Origin of the sequence: uncultured Cetobacterium sp. (assembly GCF_947072685.1) — a bacterium.
Classification (GTDB): Bacteria; Fusobacteriota; Fusobacteriia; order Fusobacteriales; family Fusobacteriaceae; genus Cetobacterium_A.
The window spans coordinates 26,298-47,007 of the sequence record NZ_CAMTIK010000011.1; the positions used below are offsets into that span (position 1 = coordinate 26,298).

Sequence of the window (20,710 nt, forward strand, 5' to 3'; positions counted from 1 at the left end):
CTCCCCGTTTTATAAAAATAAAATCCCCCTAATTTTTGGGGGATTTTTACTATTTTATTTTTAAATAACTCAATGGATTTTTTACTTTTCCATTTTTTCTTATTTCAAAATGTAAATGTGGTCCACTTACTCTACCTGTTGCACCACTGAGACCTATTAACTCATCTTGAGATATTTTCTGTCCCTTTTTAACATCTATTTGACTTAGATGAGCGTACCTAGTTTCATAGCCATCACTATGTTTTATTATAATTAATTTCCCGTATCCACTTGCTCTCCCAGCATAGCTTACAACCCCATCTTTTGCTGACATAACTTTTGTTCCAACTTTAGCTCTTAGATCCAGTGCTCCGTGACTCAAAACCTTTTTTAAAACTGGATGTTGTCTTGTTCCATACCCGCTTGTTATTTGCATGGCCATTAAGGGATTAGAAAATTTACCCAATGTATTTGTTTTGGCATATTCAGTCTTAAAATTATTTAAATATTTCGAAACTTTTGGTTCTCTTAAAAAGATTTTAGCTCCTATTAAAAGCCTATCTACCTCGTTGTCCTCTTTAATGATTTTAGTCTCTACATCAAATCTTTTTGAAAGACTCTCAAAGGTATCCCCTTTTTTTACCGAATAAAAAATACCATCCTCTGTTGGAATTTTTATTTTTTTTCCAATTTGTAAAACTCTTAAATTTTGATCCACATTATTTGCATATATATAATCTGTCTTTATTTTATATTCTTTAGATAAATCTGAAATTGTATCCCCTTTTTTTATAATATATTCCATATTTTCTAAGGCTATTTTCTCTTCTAAACTTATCTCATCTTCTGTTTTTAAATTTTCTTGTTCTTCTTGTGTTTCCCATTCTTTAGAAATTTGTGTCTCTAAGTCTTTATCTTCATTTTCTAAATTCGATTCTGATTCTTTAGAGTCCTCTTTCTTCTCTATATTTGCTTGAACAACTTCCTGTTCCTCAGTTTTAACCTCTTGTATTACCTGCTCTTTTATTAACTTTTCATTATTTAGCTTAATCTCTCTATAAAAGACTGAAATTACTAAAAAGACCAAAAGTAATATTATTATTTTTTTTTCTTTCTTCATAATTTACCTTTCTTCTCAATTTTTTGTTAATTTGTTTAAATTTTACCATACACCCGTCTTTCAAGTCTAGTTTTATTTTGAATACGATTTTTAACTATTATAAAAAGATTACAACTGGTTTGTTTGTTTTAGGATGATTTATTATCTCTACATCTATCTCAAATATTGTTTTTATATTATCAGCACAAATAATTTTATCAGGTTCCCCTTTATATAAAATTTCACCATTTTTTATTGCAAATATATAGTCACAATATTTACTAGCTATATTTATATCATGTATTACAGCTATCACTGTTTTATTTAAATTTTTAACTAAATCCATTATTTGGTATTGATATCTTATATCTAAGTGGTTTGTTGGTTCATCCAAAAGAAGCACTTCACTTTCTTGAGCTATAGACCTAGCTATCAAAACTCTTTGCATCTCCCCACCAGATAATGTTAAAAAATTTTGATTTTTAAACGCTTTCATTCCAACCTTGTTTAGAGCTTCATCAATTTCATTTTCTGAAGTATCTTTTGAAAAAATTGAGGTTTTTGTATATCTTCCCATCTCTACAATCTCTTTTACAGTAAAATCAAAAGTTATCTTTTGATTTTGACTCAATACAGATAATTTTTCCGCTAACCCTTTTACTGAATAGCTATTTAAATCTATATCATCCAATAATATTGTTCCATTTTTAGGTTTAAAATTTCTATATATATTTTTTAAAAGTGTACTTTTCCCACAACCATTTTCTCCTATAATCCCTATAAATTTATATTTTTCTATCTCTAATTCAATATTTTTTAATATCTGTCTTTTATCTATGTCAAAATTTAAGTTTTTTATTTTTATCATTTTATCCTCCAAATTTATAGCTATTTTTTCTCAACATATTCATAAAAAATGGAGCTCCCATCATAGAGGTTATTACTCCGATAGGAATTTCTTGAGTTTTAAATAAAACTCTTGTCACTATATCTGTTCCTGTTAAAAATATAGCTCCTAAAAGTATTGAACACGGAATCAATCGTTTATGATTACTTCCTATTAGTCCTCTAGAAATATGTGGAATAACCAGACCCACAAACCCAATTACCCCAGTTGAAGCTACAATAAAACCAGTTAGCAATGTAGATATTATAACTATAAATAGCCTCAATCTGCTTACATTAACTCCCAATGTCTCTGCTAGCTCATCCCCTGCAACCAAAATATTTAACTCTCTATATTTTATATATGCCAAAATAGTTGAAATTAAAAGCGTTAAAAATAAAGGGGTTATTTGACTCCATCTAGCTCCGGCCAGACTCCCTGATATCCAAAACATTGCCCCTCTTAATTGCGATTCATTTTTTGCTGTAGTAACCAAAAATGTTGTTATTCCTGAAAAAAATGAAGATACTGCAACACCGGTCAAAACTAATTTTGAACTTGAATAGCTTCCCTTTCCTGAAAGATAAAATACTAAAAATGCAGTTAACGTTCCAAATATAAAAGCCCCTATTCCTGGAGAAAATTTTAACCCCATTAATCCACCTATAACTATAGATATAACTGCCCCAGTACTAGCTCCAGAGGATATACCCAATATATAAGGACTCGCTAAAGAGTTCTTTGTCAGTGCCTGCATCAATATCCCTACCAATGAAAGCCCTGCACCAGATAAAATAGCTAGTAATACTCTTGGTAATCTCAAATTCCAAACAATCATCTCTGTTGTTTTTTTCCATTCCACTTCAAATATCTCTTTTTTAAATAAATTATTTAATAATATTTTCCAAACATGAAAGGGGGATAACGAAACATTTCCTACTGTTATTCCGATTGTTGAAATTAGAAATATAAAAAAAATAGATATTATTATTATATTTTTATAATTGTTCTTCATGCTTTTTTCCCTTTCTATTCATAAAATTTTTGTGACATAAGTTTTATTCCTTCAGCTACTCTCACTCCTGCTGAAAGATAACTCAATGGTACTCTAACAAATTTATTTTCTTTTACAGCCTTAAGTTCACTTATTGGTGATCTTTCTTTTAAAAATTTTATTTTATCTTGATATGAATTATCTCCATAATCAACGATTATTATTATATCTGGATTTTTTTCTAAAATATTTTCCCAATTTCCAGCTCCAAAACTAAAATTTGAATCTGCAAATATATTTTTTCCACCGGCTATCTCAATCATCTGATTTGCTATTCCACTTCCACCAATAGTATATGGAATATTTTCTTGGCTATCATATGCAAATACTTTTACAGCCCTATTAATATTTTTATTTTCAATTTTTTTAATCTCCATTTTCAATCTTTCAACCAAATTTTTTGCATTAATTTCTACTGAAAATTTTTCACCCAAATACATTATATCGCTATAAATATCATCTATATTTTTACTATCTTGGGATTTTGTAAAATAAACTTCTATTCCATTTTCATTTAATTCTTCTAAAGTTCCCAAATATTTTTTAGTAGCTATAGATTTCCAGCCTATTAAAAAATTGGGATTTAAAGAATAAAACAACTCTTTTGTAGGAGCTTTATTTGATAATATTGGAATTTTTTCATACTTTTCTTTTAACTCTGGTAAAATTTCATCATCTAAAAAAGCTGTTCCTATCATTTGATCTTCAGCACCAATAGAAAGAAGTATCTCAGTAGCAAACTGAGATGTCGAAACTGCTCTTAGCCTTTCCTTGGCTATTATTGTACTAAATATTAGAATATATATACATATTATTTTTTTCATAATTCTCCTTTCAATAAAAAAGTGGGAGAACAAATTCTCCCCTTTTTAATGACTACTTCTCTCCCCTTTTGCATAATCCGCTTTTTTTTTCAGAATATCTTTAGGTAAATTATTTTCTAAGTTTTTAGCTTTTTCTATAAATATATCCTGAATTTTTTTCATTTCTCCCAAACCTCTTAAATCTAAAGTAACTTCATATCCCTCATTTTCTAGAGTATTTTTCCAATCTTCTGCAATGTCATTCTTCGCATGATCTCCTGCAACAAACATGAGAGGTTTTAAAATAATTTTATTTTTACCATCTCTTTTTAATTGTTTTATTACATTTTCAGCTGTTGGGTACCCTTCAACTGTTCCTACGTATAGAGGTAAATTTAAATCTCTTGCAACATAATCTAACATAGGATAAGCTGAAGTTGCTGAATGCTCAGTACCATGTCCCACCAAAACAACAGCTTCATCATCTAATAGGTTTCCTGACTCTTGAGAAAGAACTTTTACAACTTCAAAATAGTCTTCAGGTGAAGTTAATAGTGGTGTCCCTATCCTTATATCATCAAAACTTTCTGCTACCTGTTCCACTTCTCTTTTTAGTGCTTCCATTTCAGTCCCATTTATTATATAAGTAGGTTGAATTATTATATGGCTATAGTTATCTTTTTTAAGCTTCTCTAGCATTTGAGAAGTATTTAAATTCTCTATACCTTTTCTTGATAATATTCTATTTATTATTCTTGATGTATAAATTTGAAAAAAATCTAATTTTGTGAACTCTTTAGATATTTTTTCATTTATAATATCAATCGTTTTTTCTTTCGTATCTTCATGAGTTGTTCCAAAATGTGCAACTATAATTGCACCTTTTTTCATATTTTTATAAAAATCCATCATTACCTCTTTTTATTTTTATTTTTACCCCTTTGAATATGCTTCTTTTTTTTCTACTATATCTACAGGTTTATATTTTTCTAATATTTTCGCATTTTCTATAAATATATCTTGAACTTCTTTTATTTCTCCTAAAGGAATCAGTTTTACACGTACTTTATATCCTGCTTTTTCTAAATTTTCTTTCCAATCTTCAGCTATATCATTTTTAGCATGATCTCCTGCTACAAACATCAGTGGCATTAATATCACTTCTTTTTTCTCATCTTTTTTCAATTGTTTATTTACTGTTTCAAATGTTGGATATCCTTCAACAGTTCCAACATATAATGATTTATCCATATCTTTAGCCATATAATCAAACATTGCATAAGCTGAAGTTGCTGAATCATGGGTTCCATGCCCTACCATGACAATCGCTTCATTTTTTTTAAGTTTTCCTGCAGCTTTTGTCACTGCCAGTATTGTATTTTTATATTGTTCTGGATTTGTTAATAATGCTGAACCAACTCTTATTTCTTTAAAATCTTTATCAAATTTTTGTACTTCTTTTTTTATCGATTCCATTTCAATACCATCAATTATATTTGTTGGCTGAATAATTATATTTTCGTAACCTTGTTTTTTTAAAGAATTTAATACCTGTGTTGTATTATATTTACTTATTCCTTGATTTTCAAATAATCTTTTATTAATAATTCTTGAAGTGTAGGCTTCGAAAACATCCGCTTTTCCTTCAAAAGCTTTAATAGCTTTTTGATTTATTGAATTAATTGTTTTTTCTCTTGTATCCCCATGGGTTGTTCCAAAGTGTGTCATTATTACAGCACTTTTCCCACCGTTATAAAAATTTGATTTCACATAGCTTTCATTTTCAGATGAAAAGCTTAAAATTGAACTTAAACAAAATAATGACAAAAATATTTTCTTCATAAAAAAACCTCCCTACTTTTAATAAAAAAATTAAAAATTCGAGAGAAGAGCAAAAAATATATAGATTCTCTTCTCTGTCCTCGCAGAATTTTGTTAATGGCAGGTCTCCTGACTCGGCTTCGTCCTACTTGTAGCCCTTCCCAAAGTTTATTACACTTCAGTGGTTTATCTACTTTCGTCATCCTTACAGTGGCGGGACCGTTTGAGATTTTCACTCAATTCCCTTTTAATCGAATTGAACCATAACACTTTAAATATAGTTAATATTATCATTTTATCGTGCAAATTTCAATCAAATTATGCAAATAATATAACATAATCATCTATTTTTTATATTATATATAATACAAGTTATTGACTTTTTTATATAAAAACAGTTATTATTAAGTAAAAATTATATAAGGAGTTCATTCATGAAAAAAACAACTTGTCATACTCTCATGTTTTATTTAAAAAAGGAGAAAAAATTACTTTTTCTTTTTTTAAGCATTCGATTACTTATGACTGCTATTGATATATATTCTCCACTCCTAATTAAAAATTTAATTGATAATGCCTTACCATCTAAAAATATAAATCTACTATTAAAATACTCTATCATTTTAATATTTTTATATATTTTTAGATTGGGAATGGCTGTAAACTCTCAATCTAATGGAAAGTTAATGGGAAGTACAATTAAGGAAAGTATGCGAAATGATTTAATGAAAAAATTAACTAATCAGCCTTTAGAATTTTTTAAAAAAAATAAAAGTGGAGATATAATTTCTAGAGTTATCAATGATTTAGATAGTGTTTCAACTCTTTGTCATAGAGGATTAGAAGATTTTATATTTTCTGTTATTACAATAATTGCCTCAATCTTTATAATGGTCAATTTTGATTTGAAACTTTCTCTTATAACTTTATTTCCTCTGCCTATAACACTTTTTTTTGTATATAGAGAAAATAAAAAGATGAAAGCTGGGCACAGAAGTGTTCGTAAAAACTCAGGTATATTGTCTGCTAATTTACATGATATTTTGAGAACAATATCTTTTCTAAAAGATAATTGTTTAGAAATATTTGCTGAAACTAAATTTATAGAAAAAAATCATAAACTTCTTGAAAGTGAAAAAAGGAATATGATTCCTTCTAGCTTAATTGTTTCCGGTGTCACTTTCTACTCCAATATAACCCAGCTCATTATTATTTTAGCTGGAGGGTATCTTTATATAAAAGATGGTATTACTATGGGAATTATCCTATCATTTTTACTTTTAGTTGATAGATTTAGATTGAGAATTATGAGAATGGTTGGGCTGGTTGATATCTATCAAAAAGGTATTTCTGGTGTCAACCGATTTTCAGAAATTATAAACTTAGATGACCCGAAAGATGGTGCTTTTGAGCTTAATAAAAAAATAGAGAATATTGAGTTTAAAAATGTGTCATTTGCTTATGACGATAAAATAATTTTAAATAATTTTAATTTAAAAATTACAAGTGGAGAAAAAATTGCAATGGTTGGTGAAAGCGGAATAGGGAAAAGTACTACTGCAGCTCTTCTAAAAAAAGCTCTCATTCCTACTTCTGGACAAATTTTCATAAATGAAATCCCACTGCAAGATATTACATTTAAAAGTTATTCAAATAAGTTAGGAATTGTAGATCAAAGTGACTACATCCTAAATACATCATTACTTGAAAACATAACAATAGTAAAAAAAGACTATACAGAAGAACAATTGACATTTGCCGTTTCAAAATCTTATGTCAATGAAATTTTTGATAAATTTCCAGAAGAAGAAAACTCCTTGATCGGTGAAGGCGGTATTCATTTAAGCTCTGGTCAAAAACAGAAGATTGCTATGGCACGACTATTTTTAAAGAATCCAGACTTAATTCTTTTGGATGAGGCTACTAATGCACTTGACATAATCAATGAAAAATCCATTCTTAAAAATATAAAAGAGCAATACAACGACAGAATAATTATTGCTATAACTCATAGATTAAGTATTCTTGAAGATTTTGATAAAATTTATGTATTAGGCGAAGACAATATTGTTGAATCAGGTTCTTTTGAAGAACTTATAAACCTTAAAGGTAAATTTTATAAACTTTACAATGGTATCAGAGAATAAAAAAGCGAACTCTATTTGAGTTCGCTTTTTCTATAATTATTCTTCGTCTGAAGAGTTTGCATCATTTCCTGCATTCATATCTTGATATACATCGTGATTTAGTCCACCTAAACTCTTATCCACCATTAATGCATTTGTTACTGATCCAATTACATTTAACATTGTTCTTGGCATATCTATAATTGGGTCTATTGCTAATATTGGATTTATTAATGGGAACATTGCTGCTAATCCTGTTCCAGATAGTGCCACTGAAGCAGCCATAGTTGCTGTTCCTGGAATTCCTGCTATTCCTAAAGAACTTATTGCAACAACTATTATTGACATAACTACAAGCGTTGCATCCACTGTATGACCACTCATATTTGTTACAAATATTATTGTTAGTGCTGGGAATATTCCTGCACACCCTTGCATTCCTGCTGTTGTTCCAAAACTTGCTACAAAACTTGCTGTTGATTCACTAACACCTAATTTGTTTGTAAGCGTCGATATTGTTACTGGTAAACAACCAACACTTGATCTAGATGTAAATGCTAAAATCATTAATGATATACATTTTTTTACATATGTTAATGGATTTAGTCCAAATAACGATACCGCTAACATTTGAATTACAAACATTATAGCAGTTGCTAAATATAGAACAGCTATAAATTTACCTACTTCAGCTATAGCACCAATACCTTTTTGAGCTATTGTATTCGCCAAAAGAGGTACTACCGCCAATGGCATCCATCTGATTATACTCATTGCCATAGATACGATTATCTTTTGTCCAGCATTGATTAAATCAAAGAATGGTTTTACAACAGCCATATATTTTTTAGACATTCTTTTAGCTGCAACTCCAACTATTGCAGAGAAAATAACAAGTCCTACTATATTAAGCTTAACCATTGCCTCAACTGGATTTGAAGGGATTAAAGCTTTTAAAGTATCAACTATATTGCTTACTTCTCTCATCTTTCCTGTTCCATGATCTGTCACAAGATGAACTCCTGATGCCGCAATTTTTCCAACTTCAAATACATTTCCTAAAACTAATCCTACTCCTACTGAGATTGCTACCATTATTAAAGTTATAACTAAACTTCTTTTAACTAAATCTCCAAGCTTAGCATCTTCATTCATATTTATAATTACATGAATTATAGATACCATCACCAATGGAATTACTAACATTCTAATTAATGATATAAATCCGCCACCAAGTAAGCTATACCATAGAGTTGTCTCTCTTACAAATTTTAAATCCATTGGATTTGTAGGGAATCCCGCTACAAATTGTATTCCTAATCCTAAAATCAAACCAATAATTGTTGCTATCATTACCTTTGCGGAAAAATTAAATCTCTTTTTTGGCAACATATTTATTAGATATAAAATAACTAATAACGCTCCTAAAAAAGCCACTGTTTTCCATTCACTAATCATTAAAAATTGTTCAAAAAATACATTGTTCATTTTTGTTCTCCTATTTTTATATTTTTAAAAAATTTATTATTTAGCTACATTTCCTGCTACATTCATTACGTCCCACGTTCTTGCAAAAGGTGGTGCATAACAGAAATCCATCATTCCCAATTCATCTACGGTCATTTTTGCATAGATTGCTGTTGCTAAAGAATCCACTCTTAAAACAGCTCCTTTTTTACCTGCAATCTGTCCACCTAAAAGTATTCTTGTCTTGGCATCATATATAAGCTTTACAAAAATGTCCTCTCTTCCTGGATAATAATTTGTTTGATTTTTATCTTTTATGAATACTGTCTTATAATCAATTTCCATTTTTATTGCTTCTGCTTCTGTGATTCCAGTTCTTCCAGCCTCAACTTCCATTACTTTTACCGCTGCTGATCCTAAAGTCCCTTGGAACGTTGTTTCCATACCTGCCAAATTTTCTCCAACAACTCTACCTATTTTATTAGCTGTTGTTGCCAACGGAATATATACATTTTCATTTCTAACAAGATGTGGTACAGTTGCACAATCCCCTGCCGAATAAATAGAATCTATACTTGTTCTTCCTTGATTATCTATAATCAAAGCACCATTTCCTAACATCTCAATTCCTGTTTCTTTTAAAAAGGCAGTGTTTGGTCTAACGCCTGTTGAAACAACAACTATATCTGCACTATATTGCCCTTTGTTTGTTTTTACTCCCACTACTTTCCCATTCTCTTCGATAATCTCTTCAACTATCTCTTCTAAGTGCAAGTCTACACCTTCATGACTTCTAATCTCTTCTTCCATTACATCTGTAATCTCTTTATCAAAACTTTCTAATAAAACTCTATCACCTAATTGAATTATTCTAACACTTCTTTTTCCTAAGTGTTTAGCAGCTTCAGCAACCTCTAACCCTATATATCCAGCTCCAACAATAACAATATCTTGATTTTCCTCTTTCAAAATCTCCTCTTTTAGAACTATCCCATCAGTATAATCTTTTAATGTGTAAACTCCATTTGATTTAATGTTTTTTATAGGAGGCATTATCGCATGAGCTCCTGTCGCTACCATTAATTTATCATAAGAATCTGTAAAAATCTCTCCGTTTTCAAGATTTTTTATAGTCACTTCTTTTTTAGTTATATCAATCTCTATAACCTCATGCTTTATTTTTATATTCATTCCTGCCTCTATAAATTTTTCAACAGGTCTTGCTATCATATTGCATGGATTTTCAAAAAAGTTACCAACATAATATGGAAGCCCACATGCTCCCCACGATACAATTTCTGTCTTTTCATATATTACTATTTCAGCTTTTTTATCCAATCTACTTGCTTTAGCTGCCGCTGACATTCCAGCAGCAACTCCACCTATAATTATTATTTTCATTTTCTCACCCTAATCCTTTTCCATTTTTTAATTATTTAACATTATTTTTAATACAACTTCGTCTGTTTTTACTAATCCTTCATGTGCTAAAACTTTTATATTTGCTAATGTTGACTCCACGTTCTTACCAACAATACCTTCACCATATTCAAAATTTTTCTTTTTCTTTGATAGATAATAAGAATCGAAAGCCATTCCTATTGAACTTGCTATTTTTGTAGCACAAGAACTTTTTGCTCCATCACAAAGCATTCCAGATAATGTTGCTAATGTTGTTTCAATAGCTGATTCTATTCTATCTAAAGGCATCCCATCTAAAAACGATAGCGCTCCTGCAACTCCTCCTCCAGCACAAACGACCCCACAATATGCAGATAATCTTCCTACATTTGATTTTATATGAATTGTTGTTAAATGTGAGAAAAACAGACCTCTTATCATTTGTTCATACGGTATATTTTTTTCTTCACAATATTTTATAACTGGCAAAGATGCTGTCATTCCTTGATTTCCACTTCCACTTGTTGTCATTACGGGCATTGAGCAACCATTCATTCTAGCGTCACTACCTGCACTTGTAAAACTTATTATTTTATTTTTCAGATCTTTTCCATAAACGCCCTCTTGCATTCCTTCAAGAAGTGTTTTCCCCATAGCAACTCCATATTCATTTTTTAATCCTTCTTCAGCAATTGCACTGTTATATTCTATAACTTTTTTAAAAATAGGTTCAATCAAAGTAAAATCTATCGTTTTTGCTAAATCATGAATTAATTCAACAGTTAAAAAATCCTTGTCCGTCATTGCATTCTCTGTTGTAATTTCATCACAAGAAACACCTTTTATAACCTCACCATTTTTTTCAATTTTAACAATGTTTGTATGGTAATCTTTTATTTCAATTGTTACAACATCATTTTTTAAAGTTCCCGTAGCTTTTATGTGGAGCTTTGTATCTCCTTCTATTTTTCTAGTTGTAACTCTTCCATCCTCTAAATATTTTCTAACATCTTCTAATTTTGTTTTATCAATAGTTGAAATTACCATCAATTCTTTTGTTGAATCTCCTAAAACTGTTCCCATAGCAACTGCAGCTTCAATCCCTACCATTCCTTCAGAATTAGGAATTTTAACACTTTTTACATTTTTTATTAAATTTCCAGAAAGAGATACCTCTATTTTATCTGGTATTCCTCCTAATAATGCTGTTACCTTACTCCCGATATATGCTAAAGCAATAGGTTCTGTACATCCCTCTGCTGGTACAATCTCCTCATTTAAAATATTCAAAATATCTGTTATCATCATAAAAAAACCTCCCTTAAATTATATAAACTATTCACTATATAATATAAGCAATTTCTATTCCAATATTAAAAATATTTTTGTTTGCTCTTTTTTAAGTTATATTGTTTGTTTTTATCTATTTATTTGATAGTTCTTAACATTATGATTATACTGTATTTTCATTTTGAAAAAGTTTTCCAAAACGGAAAATTTATTTTTCATTTTGGAAATTAAAGGTTATATATTTTTAACTTTCTATACAATGTTGTTAGCCCTATATTCATTTTTTCAGCAATTTTTTTCTTTCCTTCTGTATTTTTTCCAAATATTTTCAAACCCTTTTTTATGTAATCTTTTTCTATTTCTTCAAAATCATTTAAAGTATTAATTTCATCTAAATATATATCTTTACTAATTATATTTTTTTTAGTTTCTTGTATTTTATTTTCAAATAGTTTTTCCGGTATTGTTGTAATACTTAAAATATCTGTATCATCCGATAGATTAAACATTAATTCCACAACATTTTCTAGCTCTCTTATATTTCCTGGCCAATTATAATTTAAAAATATTTTCTCCACATCAATGTCTATAAAATTAATATATTTTGAAGTTATTTTATTGTATTTTTTTATCAAAGTTTTAGCTATAGGTAAAATATCATCCTTTCTATCTCTTAAAGATATCATCTCAAATGGTATAACTTTTAATCTATAATATAAATCTTCTCTAAATTCTTTTTCTTCTATTTTTCTTTCTAAATTTACATTGGTTGCAGCAACAATTCTTATATCCAAATCAATAACTCTATTAGAACCTATTCTAGTTACTTTTCGCTCCTGTATAACCCTTAAAATTTTAGCTTGAAGATAAAGAGGCATATCACCTATTTCATCTAAGAATATAACTCCTCCGTTAGCCAATTCAAATTTTCCCATACGTCCATTTTTGTCAGCACCAGTAAAAGCCCCTTTTACATAACCAAATAGTTCACTTTCCAAAAGTGATTCTGGAATTGCTGCACAATTGATTACAACAAAAGGTGCTGTTCTTCTATCACTATGATAGTGCAACGATCTTGCCACCAACTCTTTTCCTGTTCCACTTTCACCGGTTATTAAAGCTGTAGATTTTGATGGTGCTACATGTTTTATTCTTTCTTTTAATTTTTCTGTAAATTCAGACTCTCCTATTATATCTTTTAAAGAAACAGTATTTGAAGTTTCAATCAACTCTCTAATTCCATTGTTTATTTTATTCATATCATCAAAAATAAAAATTTTTTCATTCTTTCCAAAAGATTCAAAAGGTAATATTTTTCCCAAAACATCTAACTCTTTATTTTCTATTTTTAACTTAAAAATTTCTTGCTCCATTAAATAATCATTTTGTGAGATTATCTCTATTTTTTTTCCAATGACTCCTTTTTCTAAGTCTATTTTTTTTAAAGCAAAATTATTTGAACTTGTTATTATATTATTTTCATTGAACCTCAATACGCCTCTTTGAATAATATTTAAAATTGTAGACAATATATTTTCTCTCTCTGTTTTTTCTAGATTTTCATTATATTCAATATATCTTACACTTATAAGTTCTGCCATCTGTTCTACAAAATCTAAATAATTTTTTAAATTTTCTAAAACCCTTTCTTTTTGCTTTTGATCAAAAGATATCAAACTTATAAGACCTATTATTTTCCCTTCATATTTAATTGGTGTAGATATTTCTAAACATTCTAAGCAAGAATTTTTTTCAGAACATCCAATACATATCTCATCTTCTCTAGGATTTAAAATGACTGTTGTCTCTTTTGTTTCTAACGTTTTTTTATTGGCCCTTCCTTTTATTTTTTCTCCAATTTTTTGCGGTCCACTTCCTGTAATCCTAATTAAATGCTTATCACATATCCCAACATCCATTGAAAATAGTTTTGATATTGTTTTGGCATATTTTGTTAATTCATCTTTTATAACCAACAAACTTGTCATTATTATCTCCCATATAAAATATACTATTTTTATATGTATATTAACAAAAATAACTTATTTCGTCAATTTTTAATAAATTATCTTGACCTCATAACAAAAAAATTATATTATCTTATTAATGGCGTATGCCAAAAATATAAAGGGGCGTTTTTATGAAAATTGCAATTGTTACAGAGAATAATAAAGTTAGTCAACATTTTGGTAAAGCTGAAGGATTTTTTGTTTATGATGGGACAAATAAAACTTACTATGATAGTAACGGCCACGGAGCCATTCCAAAGCAATTGAAAGAACTCGGTATTCATTTTGTAGCTTGTGGTGGAATTGGTGAGGGGGCTATGAACAATTTAAAAGATATGAATATAAAAGCCTTCACAGGATTAGAAGGATTTTGTGATGACATTGCCGATGGGTTTTTTAAACAAATTCTAATTACTGGAAATAGTGGATGCACCGATTCTCAACATTCTCATGAGCATACTACTCATTCTTGCAATTGTAAGTGCGGAAAATAAAATGGCAAGACCAATTAAAATTAGAAATGTTGAATTTATTCCTGTTGAAACTAAATTTATTCCATTGAATAAAAGGGAATGCGATATAACCTTTAATAACTTAAAAATAGAAGAACTTGAAGCTCTAAGACTTAAAGATTTGGAAAATTTTTCTCAAGAGGAATGTGCTGATAAAATGAACGTTTCTAGACAAACATTTCAAAATATTTTAAATTTAGCAAGAACTAAAGTCACTGATGCTTTAATAAATGGTCACGGAATTTCGTTAGGTGGAGGAGATTTCAAAACTCCGCACTGCCAATTTGTGTGTCAATCATGTGGACAAAGTTTTATTCCAACATTAAAAAAAGATTTAGAACACTGCCCTAACTGTAGTTCTGAAGATATATTTTGTACAAAAACAAAAATTAAATGTAAAAAGGTATGTAAACTAAATATGAAATAGGTTGGTCACCAACCTATTTCATATTTAATTAAATACTGAACTATATATATTCCCTCTCGATTCTCTCGTTTAAAACAGATAAAAATTCATAATGAGGAACACCTAAATGATTTATGGACTCTTGAAGATCATGAAAAATTTCTATTTCATCTCCTATTTTTACTGAATCATCTACTGCTACAAATGAACTATCCATACTTATATGAACTACTTTAAATTTTTTATTATTGATTATAGACATAATATTTTCACTTCTTTTTGAAAATCCATCACCATAACCTATTCTTATTTTAGCTATTTTGGTATTTTTTTCTAAATTAATCAATTCTTTTTTTTCATAACCTATATATTTTAAATCTTTCAAATCTTTAATTCCTAAAATTTTTCCACTTAATTTAAATGCTCTTTTTATTTTAGGATCATAATACCCAATTTCTTGAAGTCCAAAAAGAAGTGTACCACACCTTATATGTGTTGTATCTTTTCCTTCTATTGAAATTATTCCTGCGCTATTCTGTGTATGAATTATTTCAAACCTTTCTTTCCCTAATCTTTTTACTATCAATTCAAATTTTTTTTCAATTTCTATCATATCTTCATAGTCAGCCGCAAACAAATGGGTCAATATTCCTTTAAATTTTAAATTTTTTTCTTTTAGTATTTTTTCTAAGTCATCTATATCTTTTTCAAAAATTCCATTTCTTCCAAAACCAAAATCTATTTTTAAATGTAATTGTTCTGACAAAACATCTTTAGACAAAATATTTTTTAAATCATCCAAACTATTAACAACCATCTCTAGATTTGGATTCTCTTTTAATAACTCTAAATTTTCTATTGTTTCCAAAATAAGAATTCTAATGTTCTTTAATTTTAAATTTAAAATTTTTTTAGCTTCATATTCTCTTGCTACAGCGAAGTATTCACACCCCTCTCTTTTCAAAAGCTTTACAACATTCTCTATTCCGTGTCCATAAGCATTTGCTTTAACAACAGCTATTATCCTTTTGTTTTTTAATTTCTGTAGATAGTGATAGTTATGCAAAATATTTTCTTTTTTCACAATTATTTTAAAATCATTTACTCCCATAACACCCCTCCCTTTTTTTTATAGTATACTGTAAAAATATAAAAAGGTGAAACAATGTTTCACCTTTCCTCTTGTTTTATAATCCAAAATGTTCCTGATTGTATCTGTCTATTTCTGCTAAAATTTCTTCTGTAGTACTCATTGACATTACTTTTTCAACAAGTTTTTCTGCCGATACTTTATCTATTGCCATTATGTTTTTCTTAACTCTTGCTACCGATATAGCTGACATCGAAAATGCATCCAATCCCATTCCAAATAATAATGCTGTCGCTCTAGCCTCACCTGCGAACTCTCCGCACATTGATATTGAAATTCCACCTTCATGGGCTCCATCTATTGCCGCTTTTATTGCCGCTAAAACTCCTGGATTATATGTATCATATAGATGAGAAATTCTCTCATTTCCTCTATCCACTGCTAATGTATATTGAGTTAAATCATTTGTCCCAATAGAGAAAAAGTCAACCTCTTGTGCAAACCATTTAGCTCTGAATGCTGTCGCTGGAGTTTCAATCATAATTCCTAATTGAATAGCTTCATCAAATTTAATTCCCTCAGCTCTCAACTCAGATTTACACTCTTCTAATAACTCTTTTGATTTTCTACATTCCTCTATAGAAATTACCATCGGTAACATTATTTTTATATATCCAAAAGCAGATGCTCTTAAAAGGGCTCTAAATTGTGTTTTTAGTATTTCTGGTCTATCCAGACATATTCTTAAGGCTCTCCAACCTAAGAAGGGATTTTCCTCATGTGGCAGCTCCATATATGGTAAAGATTTATCTCCACCTATATCCATTGTTCTAATCGTAACTGGATATGATTTTCCATTCTCATCTTTCATTGATTCCGCAACTGTTTTATACGCCTCAAACTGTTCGTCTTCTGTTGGAAATCTATCGTTTGCCATAAATAGAAACTCTGTTCTGTAAAGACCTATTCCATTCCCACCATTTCTTAAAACTCCAGCAACATCTTTTGGAGAACCAATATTTGACCAAGCACCTACAGTAACACCATCTTTTGAAGTGGCTGTTTTATCTTTTAATTGCTTTAAAAGCTCTTTATCAGCAATAAATAATTCTCTTTTTTTTGAATATTTTTCCAAATCTTCTTCTGTTGGATTTAAAATAATATCACCTGTCAAGGCATCAACTATTATGCTCGATTCATTTTCAACTAACTCTGTGATATTTCCTGTTCCAACAACTGCTGGTATCTCTAAAGATCTAGCCATTATTGATGAATGGGCTGTTTTCCCACCTATATCAGTTATAAAAGCCACAACATTTTTTAAATCTAATTGTGCTGTATCAGATGGTGTTAAATCTCTTGCTACAACAACAGAGTTCGCTGGAAGAGATGAAAGATCTACTATATCAATTCCAACAATATTATATAGCCATCTTTTTGCTATATCTTTCAAATCTGCTGCCCTTTCTCTTAGGTATTCATCCTCTAAATTAGCTAACATATCACAATATCCACCGATTCCTTGTTCCAATGCATTTTCTGCTGTTATATGTTCGTCCTCTATAAGTTCTACCACTTCATCAAAAAGATCCTCATCTTCTAATAGTGTTATGTGACCATCAAATATTGCAGCTTTATCTTCTCCCAGCTTTTTTGCTGTTTTTTCTCTTATTATTATTAATTGTTCTTTTGTTTTTTCTCTTCCTTCAATTAATTTTTCTTTTTGAACTTCTGTATTTGAACATTCTCCTTTATCAATAAAAAGTTCTGTTTCTTTGTATAAAAATACTTTTCCTACTGCTACTCCTGGAGATGCATCAATCCCTTTTATAAATTTTCTCATAATTTATCTCTCCTAAAATTTTATTTTTTAACAAAAAAAAGGATAGAGTTACCCCCATCCTTCTCACATTCTAAATTATTAATATAAAAGCATTAGTCCTTTAGATTCTCAAGCAGGTGAGCTAACTTTTCTACCGCTTCATTTTCGTCTTCTCCAGCAGCATGAACTGTTATTTTTGCACCTTTTTTAATTCCTAAAGAAAGTAACTTCAATAAAGATGTTCCCTTTACTTTTTTTCCTTCTTCATTTTCCAATTCAATTTGAGATGTAAATGTTTTTGCTAAGCTTACAAACTCATTTCCTGGTCTTGTGTGTAATCCTGTTTCATTTTTAATTTGAACTATTTTACTTACCATATTCCAACTCACCTTTCTATACTTTAGTTTGATTTAATCTATTAATAAAAAATCAATAAACAATTTCCTAATTCTAATATAGAATACTTAATTTTCAAAATTTTGTCAATTTTTATTTTGAATTGTTTTTGTATCAAAAAATGTTCATTTTTGAGTCTTTAATTTTGTTTTTTATATTAAAACTAATTTTTTATGCACTCTGATTTAACATATTGATCCTTTTGTTAAATTTACTCATTTATTACTCTTTCAATATATTTTTTTATTGTATTAAAATAGATCTTTTTCGATTTCCTTTTCATTGTCAATAAAAAATTGACATCTATATTTTCCTCTAAAGAACATATTTTTATAGCTTGTTCTTCTATTTTTAATTTTTCATATTCATCATATTCATCAAATATTTTCAATATATCTGTTGAAATCTCACTGTCATCAATCAATTCTTTTATACTATTTATAACAGGTTTTTTTACTGTTTTTCTTGCTTGATTTATTTTCTTTTTACTAATTAATCCCTTTTCTTTAACGATATTATTAAAAAGTGTTAAGTTTTGTTTTGATACATTATCGTCTTGAGCAAGTAGATTTTTCAGAACACCATTTATATACTGCACAAGTGTTGTTTTTATGTTTGAGTTTAAATTTTTATAAAGAATTTTTAAAACCTCTATAAGAACTATTTCTCCCTCTTCTATAAAAATTTTCTTAATTTTAGTATCGGTTCTCTTATCCCAAGCTTTTAAAACATACATATTTTTTTTAGCTTTTTGAATGTTTTTTATTATTTCTTCAGGATAATCATATATAGAATCTTTTTTTGTTTCTTTTTTCACAATGTCTGTTCCACTTTTTGTTTTCTTTTTTTCAGTTTTTTGAACCTCTGTAATTTCTATAATTTCTGCATCTTCAATTTCAGTATCAGTAAAATCTATTTTTTCTACAAATTTTTCTTTGTCTCTCGAATATGTTATTTCTTTTGTTTTGTTTGTCTTATTAGATTCTATAAAAGATGATACATGACACTCCCCATCTTTTTCTCTATTAAATTTGTATACTATATAGTACGTATCTTCAGCTTTATCTTGATATGATTCATAAAACTCCACATATCCAAGCTCTACTAAAACATCATAAGCTTTTTCGACTCTTTTTAAAACCTGTTTCATCCTACATAAAACATATGTTTTAGTATCACCGTTTTTATTTATTCTTTCTGTTGTTTGTTCTGTTTTTAAAGGAACTATTGCTGCTATTGTTCTTAAATTAATTCTATCTTCTCTTTTTTCATATCTAATTTTACTTATATATTTATATATCCTACCCGCTATTGGATCTTTCGCTAAAATTTCCATCAAAGCTTTTGAGTTATATTTTATGTATCTTTTATCACTTATTTTTTTTCGAATGTTTTTATTTAAAGTTACTCTATAATATATTTTTTTACCTTTTTTTAATTTTTGATAAGTCAGAAGTTTAAATTCTTCATCTTCAAATTTATATTTCCCCAATTTTGTATGATTTGAAACTATGAATTGATACTCTGTATTTTTTAAATTTTTTAAAGCCTGTTCAACTTTTGTATAATAAGTTCTATTCATTTTATTTCCTAAAAAACTTACTATAAAATCTGAAATTTCAAACTCTATGTATTCATCCTCATCATTTAAATCTTTTTTTGCTTCATATGTTGAAATCAAATAAGTATAGATTTTTTCTTCAAAAATTGATGGTTGAAAAACTTTATCTTTTGAATCTTTTGCAACTAATGTACAAAACATAGTCACTCCAAGATCTTCAAATGAATATTGAAAATTAACTCTTTTATTTTGTTTTTGAGGAGTAAAGAATGGAAAGACAATCATTTCAACTGGAATATTAATAACATTATCTTTTAAATTTAAAAAATTCCCTGTTTCTTTTATAATCACTTCCCTTACTTCAATTTCTGGCAATTGATTTAATTTAATATCTATTTTTGTTATATCTGTTAATAATGAACCTGTTGAAGATATGTTAAAATTTTCTATTTCTTCCTTTTTCACCTTCTTTTCCATGAAAACTCCTTTATATTTTTTTATGTATATAGACAATAATATTTTTTTATAGCTTATATAATATAGCATTTTTTCTGTATATAGACAATAATATTTTATTTTTTTTTACATCGTTGATTTTATTGACTATATAACTTTTATTTTTTTATAATGCCATTGAAATATAAAAGGTTTTCAATGTGTACATTATCAATAATATTTTTTATTTAAATAAACCTATTGATTTTATTGAGCTTTTAATTTTCTTACAATTGTTTTTTCCATTAAAATAAAGCTTTGTTCTTATGTACACTATCATTAATATTTTTTATTTTTATAATCCCCTTATTTTTCAATATATTTCATTGCTTTTTTATTTTTATTTGTTTGTAATACCATTGAAAATACTAGGTTTTTTTTAATGTATATTATCAATAATATATTTTTATGTATAAAGACCCTTGATTTTATTGACAATATTTACTTTCATCTTATCAAAAAGCATTGAAAATACTAGGTTTTTACTTTTGTA

The 20,710-nt window shown here is 28.3% G+C and carries 17 protein-coding genes and 1 riboswitch; of the genes, 3 read left to right on the forward strand and 14 right to left on the reverse strand.

Translation table 11 applies throughout. The features are described from left to right. Positions 1 to 49: 49 nt before the first annotated feature. The 6 genes from Q0V67_RS05475 to Q0V67_RS05500 all read right to left on the reverse strand — a co-directional run bounded on the left by Q0V67_RS05475 (position 50) and on the right by Q0V67_RS05500 (position 5,663). Positions 50 to 1,099: a M23 family metallopeptidase gene (locus Q0V67_RS05475; RefSeq protein WP_297597802.1), complete on the reverse strand. Its 1,050-nt coding sequence runs from the start codon at positions 1,097 to 1,099 to the stop codon at positions 50 to 52. Positions 1,100 to 1,196: 97 nt separating this feature from the next. Next, on the reverse strand, positions 1,197 to 1,946 hold the full coding sequence (locus Q0V67_RS05480) for an ABC transporter ATP-binding protein (RefSeq protein WP_297597803.1): 750 nt from the start codon (positions 1,944 to 1,946) through the stop codon (positions 1,197 to 1,199). Position 1,947: 1 nt separating this feature from the next. Next, entirely contained in the window at positions 1,948 to 2,979 is a 1,032-nt protein-coding gene (locus Q0V67_RS05485) for an iron ABC transporter permease (protein ID WP_297597804.1), read from the reverse strand. Positions 2,980 to 2,993: 14 nt separating this feature from the next. After that, positions 2,994 to 3,842 carry an ABC transporter substrate-binding protein gene (locus tag Q0V67_RS05490; RefSeq protein WP_297597805.1) on the reverse strand — a complete coding sequence of 283 codons (849 nt, stop codon included), beginning with the start codon at positions 3,840 to 3,842 and terminating at the stop codon, positions 2,994 to 2,996. A gap of 45 nt (positions 3,843 to 3,887) precedes the next feature. Then, complete coding sequence (locus Q0V67_RS05495; RefSeq protein WP_297597806.1) at positions 3,888 to 4,730, reverse strand: sirohydrochlorin cobaltochelatase; 843 nt, start codon at positions 4,728 to 4,730, stop codon at positions 3,888 to 3,890. Between the two features lie 24 nt (positions 4,731 to 4,754). After that, positions 4,755 to 5,663, reverse strand: coding sequence for a sirohydrochlorin cobaltochelatase (locus Q0V67_RS05500; RefSeq protein WP_297597807.1), 909 nt, complete (start codon positions 5,661 to 5,663; stop codon positions 4,755 to 4,757). 80 nt (positions 5,664 to 5,743) lie between these two features. Then, a riboswitch (cobalamin riboswitch) is annotated at positions 5,744 to 5,923 on the reverse strand. A 153-nt stretch (positions 5,924 to 6,076) separates the two neighbouring features. Here Q0V67_RS05500 and Q0V67_RS05505 point away from each other — a divergent pair. After that, positions 6,077 to 7,789, forward strand: a complete 1,713-nt coding sequence (locus tag Q0V67_RS05505) for an ABC transporter ATP-binding protein (RefSeq protein WP_297597808.1) — start codon at positions 6,077 to 6,079, stop codon at positions 7,787 to 7,789. Between the two features lie 36 nt (positions 7,790 to 7,825). Here Q0V67_RS05505 and Q0V67_RS05510 read toward each other — a convergent pair whose 3' ends face one another. The 4 genes from Q0V67_RS05510 to Q0V67_RS05525 form a co-directional block, all read right to left on the reverse strand. Then, positions 7,826 to 9,256, reverse strand: coding sequence for a cation:dicarboxylase symporter family transporter (locus Q0V67_RS05510; RefSeq protein ID WP_297597809.1), 1,431 nt, complete (start codon positions 9,254 to 9,256; stop codon positions 7,826 to 7,828). Positions 9,257 to 9,292: 36 nt separating this feature from the next. Continuing rightward, positions 9,293 to 10,636: a CoA-disulfide reductase gene (locus Q0V67_RS05515; protein WP_297597810.1), complete on the reverse strand. Its 1,344-nt coding sequence runs from the start codon at positions 10,634 to 10,636 to the stop codon at positions 9,293 to 9,295. Positions 10,637 to 10,663: 27 nt separating this feature from the next. Continuing rightward, on the reverse strand, positions 10,664 to 11,944 hold the full coding sequence (locus Q0V67_RS05520) for a serine dehydratase subunit alpha family protein (RefSeq protein ID WP_297597812.1): 1,281 nt from the start codon (positions 11,942 to 11,944) through the stop codon (positions 10,664 to 10,666). A 209-nt stretch (positions 11,945 to 12,153) separates the two neighbouring features. Continuing rightward, the gene (locus tag Q0V67_RS05525) at positions 12,154 to 13,914 is read right to left on the reverse strand and encodes a sigma 54-interacting transcriptional regulator (RefSeq protein ID WP_297597813.1); all 1,761 of its coding nucleotides are present in this window, start codon (positions 13,912 to 13,914) and stop codon (positions 12,154 to 12,156) included. A 152-nt stretch (positions 13,915 to 14,066) separates the two neighbouring features. Between Q0V67_RS05525 and Q0V67_RS05530 the strand changes: the two genes are divergently transcribed. Continuing rightward, positions 14,067 to 14,429 carry a NifB/NifX family molybdenum-iron cluster-binding protein gene (locus Q0V67_RS05530; RefSeq protein WP_297597814.1) on the forward strand — a complete coding sequence of 121 codons (363 nt, stop codon included), beginning with the start codon at positions 14,067 to 14,069 and terminating at the stop codon, positions 14,427 to 14,429. Between the two features lies 1 nt (position 14,430). Next, a complete protein-coding gene (locus Q0V67_RS05535; RefSeq protein ID WP_297597815.1) occupies positions 14,431 to 14,874 on the forward strand; it encodes a DUF134 domain-containing protein in 444 nt (147 codons plus the stop codon). A gap of 40 nt (positions 14,875 to 14,914) precedes the next feature. On the opposite strand, the gene alr is transcribed toward Q0V67_RS05535, so the two are convergent. From alr to Q0V67_RS05555, 4 genes are all read right to left on the reverse strand, one after another. Then, complete coding sequence (gene alr, locus Q0V67_RS05540) at positions 14,915 to 15,964, reverse strand: alanine racemase (protein WP_297597816.1); 1,050 nt, start codon at positions 15,962 to 15,964, stop codon at positions 14,915 to 14,917. A gap of 76 nt (positions 15,965 to 16,040) precedes the next feature. Beyond that, positions 16,041 to 17,786: a phosphoenolpyruvate--protein phosphotransferase gene (ptsP, locus tag Q0V67_RS05545; protein ID WP_297597817.1), complete on the reverse strand. Its 1,746-nt coding sequence runs from the start codon at positions 17,784 to 17,786 to the stop codon at positions 16,041 to 16,043. A gap of 92 nt (positions 17,787 to 17,878) precedes the next feature. Then, a complete protein-coding gene (locus tag Q0V67_RS05550; RefSeq protein ID WP_297597818.1) occupies positions 17,879 to 18,142 on the reverse strand; it encodes an HPr family phosphocarrier protein in 264 nt (87 codons plus the stop codon). 230 nt (positions 18,143 to 18,372) lie between these two features. Further along, a complete protein-coding gene (locus tag Q0V67_RS05555; RefSeq protein ID WP_297597821.1) occupies positions 18,373 to 20,199 on the reverse strand; it encodes a replication initiator protein A in 1,827 nt (608 codons plus the stop codon). Positions 20,200 to 20,710 lie beyond the last annotated feature (511 nt).

Excerpts from the sequence above, each read along its gene's own strand:
- Q0V67_RS05520 (WP_297597812.1), bottom strand. The coding sequence starts at position 11,944 with ATGATGATAACAGATATTTTGAATATTTTAAATGAGGAGATTGTACCA.
- ptsP (WP_297597817.1), bottom strand. The coding sequence starts at position 17,786 with ATGAGAAAATTTATAAAAGGGATTGATGCATCTCCAGGAGTAGCAGTA.
- Q0V67_RS05510 (WP_297597809.1), bottom strand. The coding sequence starts at position 9,256 with ATGAACAATGTATTTTTTGAACAATTTTTAATGATTAGTGAATGGAAA.
- Q0V67_RS05500 (WP_297597807.1), bottom strand. The coding sequence starts at position 5,663 with ATGAAGAAAATATTTTTGTCATTATTTTGTTTAAGTTCAATTTTAAGC.
- Q0V67_RS05525 (WP_297597813.1), bottom strand. The coding sequence starts at position 13,914 with ATGACAAGTTTGTTGGTTATAAAAGATGAATTAACAAAATATGCCAAA.
- Q0V67_RS05480 (WP_297597803.1), bottom strand. The coding sequence starts at position 1,946 with ATGATAAAAATAAAAAACTTAAATTTTGACATAGATAAAAGACAGATA.
- Q0V67_RS05495 (WP_297597806.1), bottom strand. The coding sequence starts at position 4,730 with ATGGATTTTTATAAAAATATGAAAAAAGGTGCAATTATAGTTGCACAT.
- Q0V67_RS05475 (WP_297597802.1), bottom strand. The coding sequence starts at position 1,099 with ATGAAGAAAGAAAAAAAAATAATAATATTACTTTTGGTCTTTTTAGTA.
- Q0V67_RS05485 (WP_297597804.1), bottom strand. The coding sequence starts at position 2,979 with ATGAAGAACAATTATAAAAATATAATAATAATATCTATTTTTTTTATA.
- alr (WP_297597816.1), bottom strand. The coding sequence starts at position 15,964 with ATGGGAGTAAATGATTTTAAAATAATTGTGAAAAAAGAAAATATTTTG.
- Q0V67_RS05555 (WP_297597821.1), bottom strand. The coding sequence starts at position 20,199 with ATGGAAAAGAAGGTGAAAAAGGAAGAAATAGAAAATTTTAACATATCT.
- Q0V67_RS05530 (WP_297597814.1), top strand. The coding sequence starts at position 14,067 with ATGAAAATTGCAATTGTTACAGAGAATAATAAAGTTAGTCAACATTTT.
- Q0V67_RS05535 (WP_297597815.1), top strand. The coding sequence starts at position 14,431 with ATGGCAAGACCAATTAAAATTAGAAATGTTGAATTTATTCCTGTTGAA.
- Q0V67_RS05490 (WP_297597805.1), bottom strand. The coding sequence starts at position 3,842 with ATGAAAAAAATAATATGTATATATATTCTAATATTTAGTACAATAATA.
- Q0V67_RS05550 (WP_297597818.1), bottom strand. The coding sequence starts at position 18,142 with ATGGTAAGTAAAATAGTTCAAATTAAAAATGAAACAGGATTACACACA.
- Q0V67_RS05515 (WP_297597810.1), bottom strand. The coding sequence starts at position 10,636 with ATGAAAATAATAATTATAGGTGGAGTTGCTGCTGGAATGTCAGCGGCA.
- Q0V67_RS05505 (WP_297597808.1), top strand. The coding sequence starts at position 6,077 with ATGAAAAAAACAACTTGTCATACTCTCATGTTTTATTTAAAAAAGGAG.